Source organism: Amycolatopsis sp. NBC_01286 (genome assembly GCF_035982555.1).
In the GTDB taxonomy this organism is placed as follows: Bacteria; Actinomycetota; Actinomycetes; order Mycobacteriales; family Pseudonocardiaceae; genus Amycolatopsis.
Genome location: NZ_CP108428.1, coordinates 2,344,923 through 2,360,028, shown reverse-complemented (window position 1 = coordinate 2,360,028; position 15,106 = coordinate 2,344,923). Strand labels below are relative to the sequence as shown.

16 protein-coding genes are annotated in these 15,106 nt (G+C 70.7%); 7 read left to right on the top strand and 9 right to left on the bottom strand.

Features of this window, described 5'->3' with window-relative positions:
• The first annotated feature begins 26 nt into the window (after positions 1–26).
• Positions 27–692, top strand: coding sequence for a DUF1707 SHOCT-like domain-containing protein (locus OG570_RS11445; RefSeq protein ID WP_326945384.1), 666 nt, complete (start codon positions 27–29; stop codon positions 690–692).
• 74 nt (positions 693–766) lie between these two features.
• Here the strand turns inward: OG570_RS11445 and OG570_RS11440 are convergent, their stop codons facing one another.
• From OG570_RS11440 to OG570_RS11405, 8 genes are all read right to left on the bottom strand, one after another.
• A complete protein-coding gene (locus OG570_RS11440; protein ID WP_326956480.1) occupies positions 767–2,158 on the bottom strand; it encodes an MFS transporter in 1,392 nt (463 codons plus the stop codon).
• A 686-nt stretch (positions 2,159–2,844) separates the two neighbouring features.
• Positions 2,845–4,515: a phosphoenolpyruvate--protein phosphotransferase gene (gene ptsP / locus OG570_RS11435; protein WP_326956479.1), complete on the bottom strand. Its 1,671-nt coding sequence runs from the start codon at positions 4,513–4,515 to the stop codon at positions 2,845–2,847.
• Positions 4,505–5,161: a hypothetical protein gene (locus tag OG570_RS11430; protein ID WP_326956478.1), complete on the bottom strand. Its 657-nt coding sequence runs from the start codon at positions 5,159–5,161 to the stop codon at positions 4,505–4,507. Before OG570_RS11430 ends, ptsP begins: the two co-directional genes overlap by 11 nt.
• A 121-nt stretch (positions 5,162–5,282) precedes the next feature.
• Positions 5,283–6,152, bottom strand: coding sequence for a ribokinase (locus tag OG570_RS11425; RefSeq protein ID WP_326956477.1), 870 nt, complete (start codon positions 6,150–6,152; stop codon positions 5,283–5,285).
• Positions 6,153–6,409: 257 nt separating this feature from the next.
• Complete coding sequence (locus OG570_RS11420; RefSeq protein WP_326959978.1) at positions 6,410–7,555, bottom strand: DUF6346 domain-containing protein; 1,146 nt, start codon at positions 7,553–7,555, stop codon at positions 6,410–6,412.
• A 49-nt stretch (positions 7,556–7,604) separates the two neighbouring features.
• The gene (locus OG570_RS11415; RefSeq protein WP_326956476.1) at positions 7,605–8,633 is read right to left on the bottom strand and encodes a hypothetical protein; all 1,029 of its coding nucleotides are present in this window, start codon (positions 8,631–8,633) and stop codon (positions 7,605–7,607) included.
• Positions 8,626–8,964 (bottom strand): hypothetical protein, encoded by a 339-nt coding sequence (locus tag OG570_RS11410; RefSeq protein ID WP_326956475.1) that lies wholly within the window; start codon positions 8,962–8,964, stop codon positions 8,626–8,628. The genes OG570_RS11415 and OG570_RS11410 overlap by 8 nt, the downstream gene beginning before the upstream one ends.
• Positions 8,965–8,990: 26 nt before the next feature.
• The gene (locus tag OG570_RS11405; protein WP_326956474.1) at positions 8,991–9,503 is read right to left on the bottom strand and encodes a YbaB/EbfC family nucleoid-associated protein; all 513 of its coding nucleotides are present in this window, start codon (positions 9,501–9,503) and stop codon (positions 8,991–8,993) included.
• Positions 9,504–9,664: 161 nt separating this feature from the next.
• Between OG570_RS11405 and OG570_RS11400 the strand changes: the two genes are divergently transcribed.
• The 6 genes from OG570_RS11400 (at position 9,665) to OG570_RS11375 (ending at position 14,200) form a co-directional block, all read left to right on the top strand.
• Positions 9,665–10,045: a hypothetical protein gene (locus tag OG570_RS11400; RefSeq protein ID WP_326956473.1), complete on the top strand. Its 381-nt coding sequence runs from the start codon at positions 9,665–9,667 to the stop codon at positions 10,043–10,045.
• A 60-nt stretch (positions 10,046–10,105) separates the two neighbouring features.
• A complete protein-coding gene (locus OG570_RS11395; protein ID WP_326956472.1) occupies positions 10,106–11,503 on the top strand; it encodes a hypothetical protein in 1,398 nt (465 codons plus the stop codon).
• Positions 11,500–12,246 carry an ESX secretion-associated protein EspG gene (locus OG570_RS11390; RefSeq protein ID WP_326956471.1) on the top strand — a complete coding sequence of 249 codons (747 nt, stop codon included), beginning with the start codon at positions 11,500–11,502 and terminating at the stop codon, positions 12,244–12,246. The genes OG570_RS11395 and OG570_RS11390 overlap by 4 nt, the downstream gene beginning before the upstream one ends.
• Positions 12,243–12,653, top strand: coding sequence for a hypothetical protein (locus OG570_RS11385; protein WP_326945395.1), 411 nt, complete (start codon positions 12,243–12,245; stop codon positions 12,651–12,653). The genes OG570_RS11390 and OG570_RS11385 overlap by 4 nt, the downstream gene beginning before the upstream one ends.
• The gene (locus OG570_RS11380; protein WP_326945396.1) at positions 12,650–13,276 is read left to right on the top strand and encodes a DUF3558 domain-containing protein; all 627 of its coding nucleotides are present in this window, start codon (positions 12,650–12,652) and stop codon (positions 13,274–13,276) included. The genes OG570_RS11385 and OG570_RS11380 overlap by 4 nt, the downstream gene beginning before the upstream one ends.
• A 186-nt stretch (positions 13,277–13,462) precedes the next feature.
• Complete coding sequence (locus OG570_RS11375; RefSeq protein ID WP_326945397.1) at positions 13,463–14,200, top strand: TetR/AcrR family transcriptional regulator; 738 nt, start codon at positions 13,463–13,465, stop codon at positions 14,198–14,200.
• Here the strand turns inward: OG570_RS11375 and OG570_RS11370 are convergent.
• Entirely contained in the window at positions 14,197–14,934 is a 738-nt protein-coding gene (locus tag OG570_RS11370; protein ID WP_326956470.1) for an SDR family oxidoreductase, read from the bottom strand. The genes OG570_RS11375 and OG570_RS11370 overlap by 4 nt on opposite strands.
• Positions 14,935–15,106: the final 172 nt, after the last annotated feature.

The window sequence follows — 15,106 nt, the reverse complement described above, 5'->3', positions numbered from 1 at the left end:
AGGAATCCGGTTCTACCATCGTGGACATGGGCGAGGAAGAGACCACGACGGTACAGCCGGCTACCGAGACCAAGCCGTTGAGCGAGCGCGATCTTCGGGTGTCCGACGACGAGCGCGAGCACGTCGTCGGGGTGCTCCAAAAGGCCATCGGCCGCGGGATGATCGACCTGGACGAGTTCACCGAGCGCACGGACCGCGCGCTCGCGTCGAAGACGCGGGGCGAGCTGAACACCGTGCTGGCCGACCTCGCCGGTCTCTACCACCCGGCCGCGGCCGGCGCGGCGGCCCCGTCGTACGCGCCCCCGGTGGGCTTCAGCGGCGGTTACGTGCCCGGTCAGCGTTTCGAGCTCAACGCGAAGTACTCGTCCCTGCACCGCGGCGGCCCGTGGGTGGTGCCGTCGGAGATGGTCGTGCGGAACAAGTACGGCTCGACCAAGCTGGACTTCACCGAGGCCCAGGTCCAGTCGCCGGTGGTGCACATCGAGCTGGACGCCAAGTGGGGCTCGGTCGAGATCGTCATCCCCGAGCACGCGGCGGTCGACGTCAACGCGATCAGCGACGTCAAGTTCGGCTCGATGGAGGACAAGACCCACAGCAACGGCCGCATGGGCAACCCGCGGTACGTGCTGAGCGGCCGCGTCCACGGCGGTTCGCTGGTCATCCGCCACCCGCGACGCGGGCTCTTCGGCTAGCCCGGGGCCCCTCTGCCCCCGGCGTCAAGAAGGCCTCCCCTGCCCAGGCATCGGGCGGGGGAGGCCTTCGCCCGTTAGACGGCGACCGGCTGGGCGGCGATCGGCTGGGCGGTCCGCAGGTGCCGGGCGACGAAGTAGACGAGGACGGCGAAGGCGACCGCGCTCAGCCCGGCGACGGCGTGGAGGCCGTCGGCCTCGGTGTGGGCGCGGACGATGGCGTTGCCCAGGGTGCCGACGGTCGCCATGCCGAGGGCGTAACCGAACTCGTTGGCGGTCTGGGCGAGCGACGCGGCGGCCCCGGCCCGGCGCGGCGGCACGGACCCGACGACGAGATCGGTCCCGAGCGTGACCATCGGCCCGACCCCCAGCGACGTCACCGCGAAGCCGATCGCCGGCCACACGGGGTCGGCGTCCGCGAAGGCCAGCACGACCATGCCGAGCGCGGCGGTGACGACCCCGCCCGCGATGAGCGTGCCGGTCGGCACGCGGCGGGCCAGCACGGGAGCGACGAGGAAGCTGATGGTCGAGGTGACCATCCCGGGCAGCAGCCCGAGCGCCGCGGCGATGGGCGAAAGGTGCAACGCGAGCTGGAAGAACTGCGCGACGAACAGCATCGTGGTGCCGCCGAGCATGCTGAACAGCAGCATCCCGCCGAGCGCGGTGCGGAACGCCTTCCCGGCGAAGAGCCGCAGGTCGAGCAGCGGCTCGTCGAGCGTCCGCTGCCGTTTCACGAAGACGTACCCGACGGCGATCCCGGCGACCAGGGCCGCGACCGGCAGCGGGCGGACGCCGTCGCGAGCGAGCTCCTTGACGCCGTAGACGGCGGGCAGGATCGCGGCGAGCGACAACGCGACACTGGGCAGATCGAGGCGGCCGGCGGTCTCGTCGCGGTACTCGGGCAGCAGCTTCGGGCCGATGACCAGGAGCAGGACCATGGCCGGGACGCCGAGCAGGAAGACCGAGCCCCACCAGAAGTGTTCGAGCAGGAACCCACCGACCACCGGCCCGATGATCGCGCCGACGGAGAAGCACCCGGCCCAGATCCCGATCGCCGACGCGCGTTGCCGAGGGTCGGTGAACATCGTCCCGATGAGCGCGAGGGTAGAGGGAGCGAGCGTCGCCCCGGCGATCCCGAGCACGGCCCGCGCCCCGATGAGCATCGCGGCACTGGTGGAGAAGGCCGCAACGACGGAGGCGAGCCCGAAGGCGGTGGCCCCGATGAGCAGCAGCTTCCGGCGCCCGATCCGGTCCCCGAGGGTCCCCATGGTGACCATGAACCCGGCGACCATGAAGCCGTAGGTGTCCATGATCCACAGCTGTTCGGTGCCATCGGCGTGCAGGCTGACGGCGAGTTTCGGCAGCGCGAGGATGAGCACGAAGACATCGAGCGACACGAGAAGGGTGGGCAGCGCGAGCACGGCCAGCCCAACCCACTCCCGCCGCCCGGCCCGGGTACCTGTGGCCATGACCGTTACCTCCCGACTCGGCTTTCTCCTTCACCTAGGCGTCGAGCGAGCCGGGCCGAAATCGACAGTTCTTCTTTCTTCTTTTCGTCCGAACGCCGTGAAGGCCACCTCGGACCGGGGTCCGAAGTGGCCTTCACAGGACGTCGTTGTCCACACCCCTCGAACGTTGTGGACAACTCCGCGTCCTAGGTTCGCACAAACCCGGACCGTCGGTGATGACCGATAGACTGAGCGTGGGGCTGCCCCCCCTGGGGAGGGTGGGGGGCGCGCGTCGGAGGCCGAGTCGGTTCAAGCGTTCGCCGCACTTCTTCCGGAACGGCCGACACACCGTCCAAAACGGCCAACATGGCTACGGGAACGGTGTGCGAGGCCGACAGCGGAACTCCGTTGTCGGGCGCGTTGGCCACTCCGGTCGGCATGGTGGCCGTTGCCGTGCTCACCTGACGAGGACTCTCCCAGAGCGGCTCCCTGGCCGGGCCCTCGCAAGCCGGTTCTCTCGTGCACTCGGCCGGCGGCGGCTTGTCTTGGATCTCGGCCGGGTCGCACCTCGCCCAGGCACCGTGAGTCGGGCGGGCGGAGTGGCGACTTCGCCAGGGCCCTGCATCGGAGGCTGAGTTCGCGCCGTTTCCGGGGGATCTGCCTCGGTGCCCAGCCTCGCGACCGGGCACCGAAGGCCGATCCGCAGGTCAGGGGCGGGTAGCTGCTCGCGCGGCCATCGGATTCGATGTCGCCAGGGCCGCTTCCGCCAGCGCCTCGCACTCCGCCAGCGTGACGCTCGCCAAGCCGGCGCCCACCGTGCGGACTGCCGGGGCGTTCATCGAGAGGCTCGTCAGGCCGAGGCCCGCCAGGACCAGTGCCAGCCGGGGGTCGGCCGCCGCTTCGCCGCAGACTCCTGCCGGTTTGCCCGTGGCCTTGGCCGCGTCGCCGATCAGCTTGAGCAGGCGCAGCAGCGCCGGCTGCCACGGGTCGTTCAGCTTCGCGACCGCGCCCAGCTGGCGGTCCGCCGCGAACGTGTACTGCGCCAGGTCGTTCGTGCCGACCGAGACGAAGTCGACGGCCTCGAGGATTTCGCGGGCGCTCAGCGCCGCCGCCGGGATTTCGATCATCACGCCGGCCCGGGTGATGCCCGCCGCGCGGACGCGGTCGGCGAACCAGGCGGCTTCCTCGACCGTCGCGACCATCGGCGCCATCACCGAGACCTCGGCGCCGGAGTCCGCCGCGGCACCCGCGATGGCTTCGAGCTGGCGGTCCAGGATCTCCGGGCGGTCGAACGCCACGCGCAGTCCGCGCACCCCGAGCGCCGGGTTCGGCTCGGCCTCCGGCGACAGGAAGGCGAGCGGCTTGTCGGCGCCCGCGTCCAAGGTCCGGACGATCACGGGCTTGCCGCGGAACGGCGACAGCACCGCGGTGTAGGCCGCGCGCTGGTCGGCCACCGACGGCTCGGCCGGCGCGTCCAGGTAGCAGAACTCGGTGCGGAACAGGCCGACGCCCTCGGCGCCCGCGTCCGCCGCGGCCTGCGCGTCGGCCGGGGAGCCGACGTTGCCGTAGACCTTCACGCGGTGACCGTCGGACGTCGCGCCGGTGCCGTTCCAGTCGGCCAGCTGGGCCACCGTCGCGGTGACGACCGGGGCCGCGGGGTCGGCGACCTCGACGGCACCCGTGTCGCCGTCGACCGCAAGCGCCTGCGCGTCCAGCGCCAGCAGGCCGCGGACCGCGACGACGGCCGGGATGCCGAGCGCGCGGGCCAGGATCGCGGTGTGGCTGGTCGGGCCGCCCTCTTCGGTGACCAGGGCGAGCACCTTCGCCGGGTCGAGGCCGGCGGTGTCTGCGGGCGCGAGGTCGCGGGCGACCAGCACGCTCGGGGTCGCCAGCTCGGGCACCCCGGGCGGCGCGATGCCGAGCAGCTCGGCGATCAGCCGGTCACGCACGTCGCGGACGTCGCGGACGCGCTCCGCCATGTACCCGCCCGCGGCGGCCAGCGCCTCGGCGAAGCCCTCGGCGGACTGGTAGACGGCGCGCGTTGCGGGTAGTCCCTGGGTCTTGACCAGCTGTTCCGCCTGCGAGGCGAGCGCCGGGTCGGCGGCCATCGCGGCGGTCGTGATCAGGATCGTCGCCGCTTCGCCGGACGCGGTCTCGGCCTGTTTCTCCAGGCGCGCGGCCACGGCTTCGGCGGCGGGCACGATCCGGGCGGCTTCGGCGGCCGGATCGGCCGGGGCCGGGGTGGCGGCGGGCTCACCCAGCGGCTCCGCGACGCGGACGACGGGACCACTCGCGCGGCCGGGGCTGACGGCGACCCCGGACAAAGGCCCCGCCGACGTGCGTCCCGCAGCGGAGGCGGCATCAAGCTCAGACGACATGGTCTAGACCATAGCTCAGATAGACCTGGATATCTCGTGGTGGCGGGCACAAGCCGCGCCGGCGTACCTGTTCGAGTACCGGCCGGACCTCCTCGTGCCACCAGGCTTCGGCCAGCTCGTCGCGGCTGGACACCGGCCGTCCGGCCAGCATACGGCGGAATCCCCAGGCCTCGGCCGAGTCGGCGAGCCGGAACCAGTCGGCCGGATCGTCGAGCCACAGGCCGAAGCGGACGTCGTCCGGTAGCGGTACACGCTCCAGGAACAGCCGCTCCGCGGTCTTCGACGGCAGGTCCGCGAGCGTCAGGCAGCGCATCGCGCACGCGATCGTGCAGATCCGCCGGATCCGCGCGCGGATCGTGCGGGCGCCGCGAGCCCGCTCGATGGCGACGCGGTGGTGGCCGTCGTCGACGAAGAACATGTCGGTGACGCCTTCGAGCCGCACGAGCCGCACCGGCGGGAGCTCGGCCGACGTCCGCGTCAGGCTCTCCCAGCGTTCGCGCAGCGCCCGGTTGCGCGGCCGGAACTCACGGTCGAAGTCGCCGGCGCGGGCCACGGTGCCGACGATGTCCGCCAGCGGGACGTCGTAGCCGCCTTCTTCGATCTCGAACTGCCTGCCGAGCGCCTTCAGCGTCTCGTCGAGCGGCATGATCGCGAGGTGATCCGCGCGTCTCGCTTCGGCGATCGCCCTCAGGTGAGCCGCGTAGCCACGCCACCAGGCCGAGCCGAATGAATCGCCCATGTGAGGTGCAACACGGGCGTCCGGAGGATCATTCCCCCAGGTCAGCGGCCGTCGGGTAGGACGGCTGCGCGCCGTGCCGGGTCACGCTGAACGCCGCCACGCGCACCGCGTGCTTCGCCGCCGAGACCAGGTCGGCGCCGTCGGCGAGGGACGCCGCGAGCGCGCCGGCGAAGGCGTCCCCGGCCCCGGTGCTGTCGACGGCTTCGACCTTCGGCGACGCGACTTCGGTGGTGGAACCGGCTTCGACGACGACCGCACCGGCCGCGCCGAGCGTGACGACGGCGGCGCGCGGCCCGAGGTCGAGGAGCTGCCGGAAGTCCGCGCCGGGTCCGGTCAGCCAGGCGGCTTCGTGCTCGTTGACCAGCAGGACGTCCAGCCTGGCCAGCGTCCCGGCGGAGAGCTTCGCCGCCGGCGACAGGTTCAGCAGGACCTTGACGCCCTGTTCGGCGGCCTTCGCGACGGCGTGCTCGACGGTCGGCAGCGGCACCTCGAGGGAGGCGACCATGACCCGCACCCCGTCGAAGACGGCCTCGACGTCGGCCGGTTCGAGGCTCGAGTTGGCGCCCGGGGAGACCAGGATCGAGTTCTCGCCGTCCGGGGTGACGGTGATGTAGGCGATGCCGGTCGGCCGGTCACTGGTCCGGACCAGCCCGGTGTCGACGCCAGCCGCGCGGAGCGAACCGAGCAGCAGCCGGCCGTAGGTGTCGTCGCCGACGGCGCCGAGCAGCGCGACGTCCGCCCCGAGCCGCCCCGCCGCGACCGCTGTGTTGGCGCCCTTGCCGCCGGGGGAGAGCACGGTGTCCCCGCCCAGCACGGTCTCACCCCCACCCGGCCGCCGATCCACCGCGACGACGAGGTCGGCGTTGGCGGATCCCACAACGAGCACGTCGGAGTTCATCTCCGTACTTTGCCACGAAACGCCGTCCGACCAGGTCATCAGGGTCGGCCCGGAAGAAAGTGAAGGTTTTTGTAACTTATCCGGGGCTGAGTGCGACAATCATGCGAGCAGCGGATGTCTGTCACTCGTCGGGGGATGCATGTCCCCCGGACGTCACTTCACAGACCGGCTCCGCTCTCTTGGAGCGTCAGCACGGAGACGTGATGACGTTGCCCGACCGGCGCGAGCCGGGCAGGGCATCGGGTCGCCGGCGCCGATCACGTAGCCCCCCGAGTGATCGGCGTCGGCGGCGCCCCCGCCGCCACGCCCGCGGCGTACTCCCGGAAGAGATCCGGCCGAAAGACGGCCATCGCCGCCCGCACCTGACCGATCGCGGCGTCGCTGAAGGCCTCGGGCACCCGAACGGTCCGGGGCTCCCCGGGCAGCCGGTACACGCCGAGTTTCGCCCCGATCTGCCAGAAGCGGCGGAGTTCGGGACGCCGGTCCGGCGCCTCCGGATCGACGGGGAGCAGATCGACCACGCGCAGGGTCAGCGGGTCGTGGGTGACCGTGAGGACCCGGACCTCGGCCAAGTCCGGCCAGGCGAGTGCGAAGAACTCCTCACGCCGGCGACGCTTCCAGCTGATTCCTTCGGCCGAAATGATCAGTTGCGCGGAGTAGGAGCTCTTCCGGTACCAGCGCGGTGTGCAGCAGATCAACCAGACCGGCGCGGCGAACCCGAACCCCGCGAGGGTGAGGAGCGCTCTGCGGCTTTCAGGATCATCGAGCGGCAGCGCGAGCGCGGCGATCACGCCTCCCACCGCCACCAAGGCACCGGCCGTGCGCCAGTACCTCCGCGGAGACCACTCGGCGGGTGAAATCACCGACGCACCACGGTCGGGACTGCCGGCAGCCGGCGGGTTCGGCACCCGGACCGGCTCCGTGAGCCGGACGTCGGCCGGGTGGTGCACGACCGGACGCCGCAGCCGCCTGAGGCGTCGACGTTCCGCCCAGCCCAAAAAGACGAGAAGCAAGACCACCAGAGCCGGCACCCACGACGGCATCTTCCGCTTCACGACATCACGCTGGAAATCCGTCTCCCAGCCCACGACGGGAACGGCCTTCCCGAAGTCGTCCGGCGTCAGTTCGTCCAGGTCGAACCGCACGGACCTGGTCGTGCTGCCGACGGGAGTCACGTCGGCCACGCAGATCCAGTAGAACCCGATACCTCCGCGGCTGATCGGCCCGAGCCGCTCACACGACTTGACGCGGGCGAGAGCGACGGGCGTGCCGCCGCGGTCCGGACCGTGGCTCGCGGTCGCCCACGCCACCCCCGTCCACGACCCCACCACGAACAGCACGGCGAGAACCGCGATGACGACGCTTCGCACCCACTGCGGTCGGCCGACCGTGGGAATGTTCATGCGGCGGCCTTCCGGGTCCCGAGCTCTTCCGATGTCGAGGGCACGGCGACTAGATCGACCCGGAGATCCGCTGAGCGCCCGGCTGCCCGGAAAACGGCCGGCCGTCGTCGGTGACCGGGCCGGAGCGAGGCACCTTGTCGACCGGATAAGCGGTCGAGTGGTCTTCCGGGACGATCGACGTCGCGTCACGGTCGTGCTGCGACTCCCCGGCGGATTGACCGGGTCCGGTGGCCAGCTGCTCGAACGCCTTCATGCCGGTTTCCCGCGCTGCCGCTTTCGCGAAGCCGTCGAACATTTCCTTGCCCGCGGTTCCGACGGCGGAGACGACCCTGCGGAAGAAGTCGCCGAGCGCGCCGAGAAACTCTTTCGCCCGCGAGAAAGCCCGCGCGAGCCGGCTGCACTCCTCGACCATCTTCCCGCCCTGCTTCACCGCGAACGGCACGCCTTCCGCGGCCAGCGCCGCGGGATACCCGGGCGGCGGGTAGCGGAGCAGGATCATGACGACTTTCGCGAGCGTGTCGGTGATGAGGTCACGGATCAACGTGCGGACCACGTCGAGGATCGTTTTGCAGATCCCGATGACCTGCGCCACCTTCGTCGCCGCGTCCGACAGCGCCGCGTACGCGTCCAGCTGCTGCTGGACGTAAACCCGGTACTGGTCGGCGACCTTGCCCTTCCAGCCGAGGCAGTTCTTCCGCACTTCGACGGTCAGTTCCTCGGCGGTCTTCTGGACGTGCTCGCCGATCGTCTCCCACTTCTTGCCTTCGAGATCCAGGGCGTCCTGGTCACCGGTGACCCAGTCGAGCGGTTCCTTCAGGAAGTCGAAGTGCTCGATCAGCCAGCCGAAACCCCAGCTCACCAGCGTCTCGAGGGGATTCCCGTCCTTGACCAGGTCCATGGCACCGAGGCCGGCGTTCGCGAGGCTGAACAGGCCTTCGGTCCAGTCGCCGTGCAGGATCTTCTCGAAGCCGCCGTAGTAGTCCTGCAGGGCTCCGGCCCCTTCGAGGAGGCTGTCGGCGCCGTACTTCTCGGAGTCCGTCTCGCGCTTGGCTTCCGCCATGAGCGGGTTTTCAGCCACGGCTGACCTCCGAGGCCCGCTTCACCAGAGCCGACGCCGATTCTTCGTCCACCCGGCGCGCCTTCGCCCAGGCCTGCACCGCTTGTACGTGGTAATCGGCTCCGGCGACCACCGACTCGAGCGTGTCCGTCGCCTGGCCCGCCAGGTGACCGCACCAGGTGCTGAGCTGGCACAGCCGGCCGATCAGCCCGAACGCGTCCGGGCCGATCGGGTCGTCACGGCTGAGGTCCAAGGCCTGTTTGAGGACGTCGAACGTCGCTTCCATCTGCTTGGCGTGCTCGTCGATCGCCTCGGGGTTCTCGTCGAACCCGGGGCCAGTTTGTCCGGCCACGTCTACCTTCCCCCTCTTTCCTGCGCTCAGCGCAGGTAGTCGCCGTCGCCGAAGTAGTCGTCGTCCACGCCGTCGTTCGCCGGCGGGCGGACCGCGGGCGGAGCCGGCTTCGGTGGTTCTTCTTCGGCGATGAAGCGGGAACCGTCGTCGGCGCGAGCGCCGTAACCGCCGCCACCTTCGACGAAGCCGCCGGGCTTGGGTTCGGGGTATTCGCGGTGCAACTGGCCGACCAGCTCGTTCATCGTGTCGGTGCCCGCGATCGAAGGCACACCGGACTCGACCGCGGCGGCGAGCCTGCTCTGCGCCACTTGGACGGTCCGGAGGATCTCCCCGGCCAGATCGGGCTTGTCGCGGACCGCGTGGCCGATCTCGAGGCCGACGAGGTTGCCGAGGTGGTTGACCTTGACGGCGATCTGGCCGTCTTTGCTGCGCTCGGCGACGGAGACCGTCGCCATCTCGGCGCGCATCCGGTCGGCCTTCTGCTGCGCCTGCGCCATCTTGGCCTCGAAGGCCGCGAAAAGCTGCTCAGGATTCGTCACGCGAACCTCCCCGTTCACGTCAGTAACCGTACGGCGACCGAGTGTGGCATAGGGTACCGACAGTCGCGGGCGGTTCCGCCTTTTTGTGAGGTGGCTTTCCCTACTCAAGTGGGCGGTCAACCGGGTGTTTGCGCTGCTCAGCGCGTCCTAGCGTCGGCGTCATGAGCATTTCTGACTGGAAACGGACGATCTACGCCCTCCTCGCGTTCCCCGCGTACCTGGGCGGCTTTGAAGCGCGGCGACGGCTGGCCCGGCGCTTGCTGGGCGCCGAGCCCCGGCGGGGAGGTGTCGGCGCCAGTGCCGCGGCGTTCCCGGTCGCGCTGCTGGTCTGGTACCTCGTCGGGCGGATCGCGACCTACGGGCTCTTCTGGAGCGACGCCGACGCGGCCGGGTCGTGGGGCGGGCCCTCGCTGGCCGGGGCCTGGATCGTGCACTTCTTCTGCGCGCTGGGCATGGCCGTTCCGTGCATGTGGCTGCTGCGGCCGCTGACGCGGTGGCAGACCCGGGCCCCTGACCAGTTCGATTCCTCCCACCAGCTGTAACCGGTGCGCTATTGTGCGTAACGCAAGAGGGGAGATCGAACGCGAGGGGAGCGCAGTTCGGTGGGGTTGTTCGGCGACATGCTCGACGCTGCCAAGCACGTCGGGTCGGAGATCGCGCACACCGTCGAGTCGGGGGCCGATGGCCTCGGCAAGGTCCTGAACGGGGCCGGCGTCGGCCTGCTCGCGGGCGGGCTGCCCGGGGCGATCGCGGGTGGCTACATCGCTTCACAGACCGGCACCGGCGCGGACAACCCGCAGGCCGCCGGGTTGTCACCCGGGCAGCTGGTGCAGGCCGTGCTGACCGGGCCCGGCACCGAGTCGCTGCAGAGCGTGCACCGGGCCGGCGTGGACCAGTCGAAGTACCAGCTGCAGCTGGAGCAGGGGACGCGCGAGCTGACGTCCGGCCTCGAATCCGCGTGGACCGGCGGCGCCGCGGACGCGGCACGGGGGCGGCTCCAGCCGCTGACGGCGTCGGCGACCTCGGCGTCGGCGACGCTGGACCGCAACTCGACGCTGTCCCAGACGCAGATCGACCAGTTCCACCAGCTGAAGAACTCGCTGCACCCGGACGTCACCGACCAGCCGCCGACGCGCAGCGCCTGGGACGTCGCGACGCCGTGGGACACCGACACCGAAGACAAGATCAACCAGTACAACCGGAAGGCGCAGGAGAACGTCGAGCGGTACACCTCGTACTCGCAGCAGTCCAGCACGAACACCGCGGGCCGGACGATCGACTACGGCCAGCTGCGCGAGTACACCGGTGGCGAATTCGAGGTCAAGGACCCGAAGAACCCGGTCGAGCCGCCCGCCAAGCGCCCCCGCGTCGGCGGTGGCGACGACGACCACCGGCCGATCGGCGCGCAGGTGCAGCCGCCACCGGCGGTCCACCCGCCGGGCGTGCAGCCACCGCCGCCTGCTCCTCCCGGTCAAGTCACGCCGCCACCTCCGGGCCAGGTCGTGCCGCCGGGTTCGTACACGCAGGTTCCGGGCGTCGACGACAGCGTCCGGGCGCAGGGTTACGTCCCGCCGTCGACGCAGTTCCCGCCGGGCTACCAGCCTTCTTCGCCCTCTTCACCCGGCAGCGGTTTCGGCCCGGGCTTCGGCCCCGGTGGTGGCGGTTTCGGGCCCGGCGGTGGCTTCGGCCCAGGCGGCAGCGGCGGGTTCGGCCCGGGCTCGTCGCCGGGAACGGGCAGCGCCACCGGAGCCCGTGCTCCCGGCGCGTCCACCGGCGCTGGGCTTCCCGGCGAAGGACGTCCAGGTGCGCCCGGCGGGATCCGCGGCGGCGCGGCGGGCAAGCCGGGCTCGCCGGGGATGGGCGGCATGGGCCAGGGAGCCAAGGGCGGCAAGATCGAGGACGAAGAGCACCAGCGGGCGTCGTACCTGGTGGAAGCCGACCCGGAGAGCATCTTCGGGGCGTCCGACGAGAGGACCGTGCCCCCGGTGATCGGGCTGTGACGGTGCTTTACCTGCCCAAGTCCGCGCTGCTGACGGCCTGGGAGTGGGAGCGGCACGGCCCACCCCCGGCGGTCCTCGGCCCGGACAACCTCTGGCTCGGCGACGAGACCCGCAAGCGGCTCGACGAGAAGGTGCTCGACGTCCTCGCGTCGCTTCGCCTCGCCGCCGGCGGCACGCTGACGCGCGAGTTCCGCGACGTCCTGAAAGTCCTGGCGCGCGGATCGCGGCAGTTCACGGCGTGGCTGGGCGACATCGAGGCGGACGAGTCGGGCACGGCCCTGGTCTCGGCCGACGGCCCGCGCGCGTTCCGGCTGATCCGCAAGGCCGACACGATCCGGATCGACGCCGTGGAGCCGTCGCGGATCGCCGAGTCGCTGGTGGACGTGCTGCCGCCGGTCCCACCCGCCCGGATCGAGCGGGTGGCGATCCCGGAGTCGCGGTTCTCGGGCCACGAAGAGTCGTACGACCTGGCCGACCCGACGTCCGACGCCACCCGCGACCCACTGCCGTGGGCCCGCCGGCTGATGGCGGCGAAGCGAACGGGGCTGCACCAGTGCTACGCGGTCAACGGCGGTGCCCGCAGCGCCCCGATCACCGCGGTGGACGCGGCGGGAGTCGGACGAGTACTGACGTACGCGTTCCCGGGGCAAGAACGGATGGTCAGCATCCAGCCGGGCACCCGCGCGGCACTGGTCGACGTGCTGTACGCGACGCTCAACGGACTGGGAGGAGGAGCGCGATGACGGCACCAGGAGGAGCAATCTTCAGCGGCATCGGCTTCTGGGCGACGGACATGCCCAGCGGGGCGTCGCGGCCGGCCGGTGGGCAGGGGTTCGCGATGAGCAGCTCGGAGATGCGGGCAATGCTCAAGAAGGCCGAAGCGCAACGCGAAACCCTCATCGAGCAAATGCGAGCCGCCGAGAACCTGTCCAAGGCACGCCCGCCGGCTGAGGAGCCAGTCAGTCAGGCCGCCGTGAACGGACCGAACGGGGTCAACGAGACCGGCGTGTACTACCAGGGCCATCTGCAATACCAGTTCAACTACTACTCGGAGCTGATTTCCCGCTTGCACCAGGCACTCGGCATAACCGAGGCCGCGGACCAGCAAGCGGCGGATTCGACCAAGACGATCAAGGGGACGCTCGAATGAGTCATCGTGTCGCCGCGACCATTGCGCTAGCAGCCGTCGGCGCCACGTTGCTGACATCGTGCACTGGCAAGAACCCGACTTCCGGCACGGCTGAACCTGCGCCGGCAAGCAGCAGCAGCGCGGAGCTACCGAACAGCGGCGCCCCGAAGGTGGACAACCCACTGCCTGCGAAGGTGCTGGATGGCAGCCCGTGCGACTCGGCCCTCAACAGCGAGCAGCTGACCGGCTTTCTGGGAAACGTGAGCGATCCCAAACCGAAGGACACGTCCTTGGGGCCGACGTGCGACTGGCACAGCACGTCAGGAAACGCCGCGGGGATTTTGGTCGGCTACGAGACGAAGACCCAAGAGGGAATCAGCCTGACGTACAAGAACGAGAAGCCGAAGGCGTCCCGTTGGGTCGACGACTTCGACCCGGTTCAGGGCTACCCCGCAGTCGGCTACGTCGATGTCGGAACCACGGACAACCGGACATGCGTAGTCGTCGTCGGCGTCGCGGACGACCTGTCGTTTTCGGTCTCGTTGAGTCTGGGTGATTCGGCTGTTCGGCAGGGCAAGGACGCCTGTCAGCTCGGGCGGGGGGTCGCCGACACGGTGATGACCAACATCAAGGCGCGGGCGTAGTGCTCTGTCGGCAAGGCGCACGGTGGAAGCCGATCGAACCGATCCAGGGAGTTCGCGCAATCGCCGTCGTCTGCGCGAACTCGGACGACGGCGAACCTCAAGGCGAAGGCCTGAGCTGCACCTTTCCGTAACCTTCGCCGCCGCGTTGGTTCGGGACTTGTTGTCGTAAGCGCCTAGACTGTTCGGATGAGCCACCCCACGCGGAGGGGTCGCGCGCGTGCGGCTACCGAACTGGACATCCGGCGGACCGCCCGGAGGCTCCTGGTCGAGCAGGGGCCCGAGGCGGTCACCCTGCGCGCGATCGCGCGGGAGCTGGGGATCACCGCGCCCGCCTTGTACCGGTACTACGAATCGCGCGATGACCTCGTCGAGAACCTGCGGCTGGACGTCTGCGCGGACCTGGCCGACGAGCTGGCCGAGGACATCGCGGAGATCCCCGACGACGGGATGCTGCAGCTGTTCGCCATCTGCAAGGGTTTCCGGCGGTGGGCGCTCACCCACACGAAGGAATTCACGCTCGTCTTCGCGTCGCCGACCGGTGGGGTCGGGTCCGCGGCCGGGAGTGCGCTGAGCCGGGTCGACGAGCCGTTCGGGCGGATCTTCCTGGCCGCCGCCGGGCGGGTGCTCGCGATGCACGACCTGGTCACGCCGCCCAGCAGCGGGGTGCCGGACGAGCTGCGCGACGACCTCATGACGTTCCAGCAGTCGCTGGCCGACGTGCTTTCCGAGTCCGGCCAGAACATCCCGGCGGAGCGGCTCGACCTCGGCGTGACGTACCTGATGATCCAGTTCTGGGCCCGGCTCTACGGGCACGTCACGCTCGAGGTCTTCGGCAACTACCCGATCCCGATGTCCAAGCCGGACGTCCTGTTCGAGTCCATGCTGATCGACCTCGCGAAGGAAATCGGGCTCGACCGCAGCTAGGCCGCGTGGCCGCCGTCGACCGAGAGGGTCGACGCCGTGACGTACGCGTTGGCCGGGGCCGCGAAGTAGGCCACCGCCGAAGCCACTTCGGCCGCCGTTCCGTAGCGGTCGAACGCCGTCAGGGCGCGCTGGTCGGCCGCGTACGGGCCGTCGGCCGGGTTCATGTCCGTGTCCGTCGGACCCGGGTGGACGAGGTTGACCGTGATGCCGCGCGGGCCCAGTTCGCGGGCCAGGGCCTTGGTCAGGCCGGTCATGGCCGCTTTGCTCGTCGCGTACAGGACCATGCCCGGGCCGGGTACGCGGTCGGCCACGCAGCTGCCGATCGTGATCACGCGGCCGCCTTCGCCCAGGTGGGCGGCCGCGGCCTTGGTCACCGCGAGCACGCCGCGGACGTTCACCGCCAGCACGCGGTCGACGTCCTCGATCGCGGTGTCCGACAGCGGCCCGACGAAGCCGACGCCGGCGTTGTTCACCAGGACGTCGAGCCGGCCGAACTCCGCGACCGTGGTTTCCACGGCCGCCGACACCGCGGCGGCGTCCGCCGAGTCCGCCTGGATCGCCAGGGCCCGCCGGCCGAGGGCCTTGATCTTGTCGACGACGTCAGCCGCCTGCCCGGTGTTGTGCTGGTAGGTCAGGGCGATGTCGGCGCCGTCCTCGGCGAGCCGCAGTGCCGTGGCCGCACCGATGCCGCGGCTGCCGCCCGTCACCAGGGCCACCTTGCCGTCGAGGGTCATGCCGGGTTCTCCTTCGATCGAGCGGATTTCCTTGACCGCTCAATCAAATCGAGAACACCTCGCGAGCACTGGCACCTTTCCGCCGTCGCGCTACGGAACCAAGACACCCCCCACCGCTCCCAGGGGGGCGTCCCCAGGTCCAGTCTATCGGCGGGGTACGACGGACGGCCGG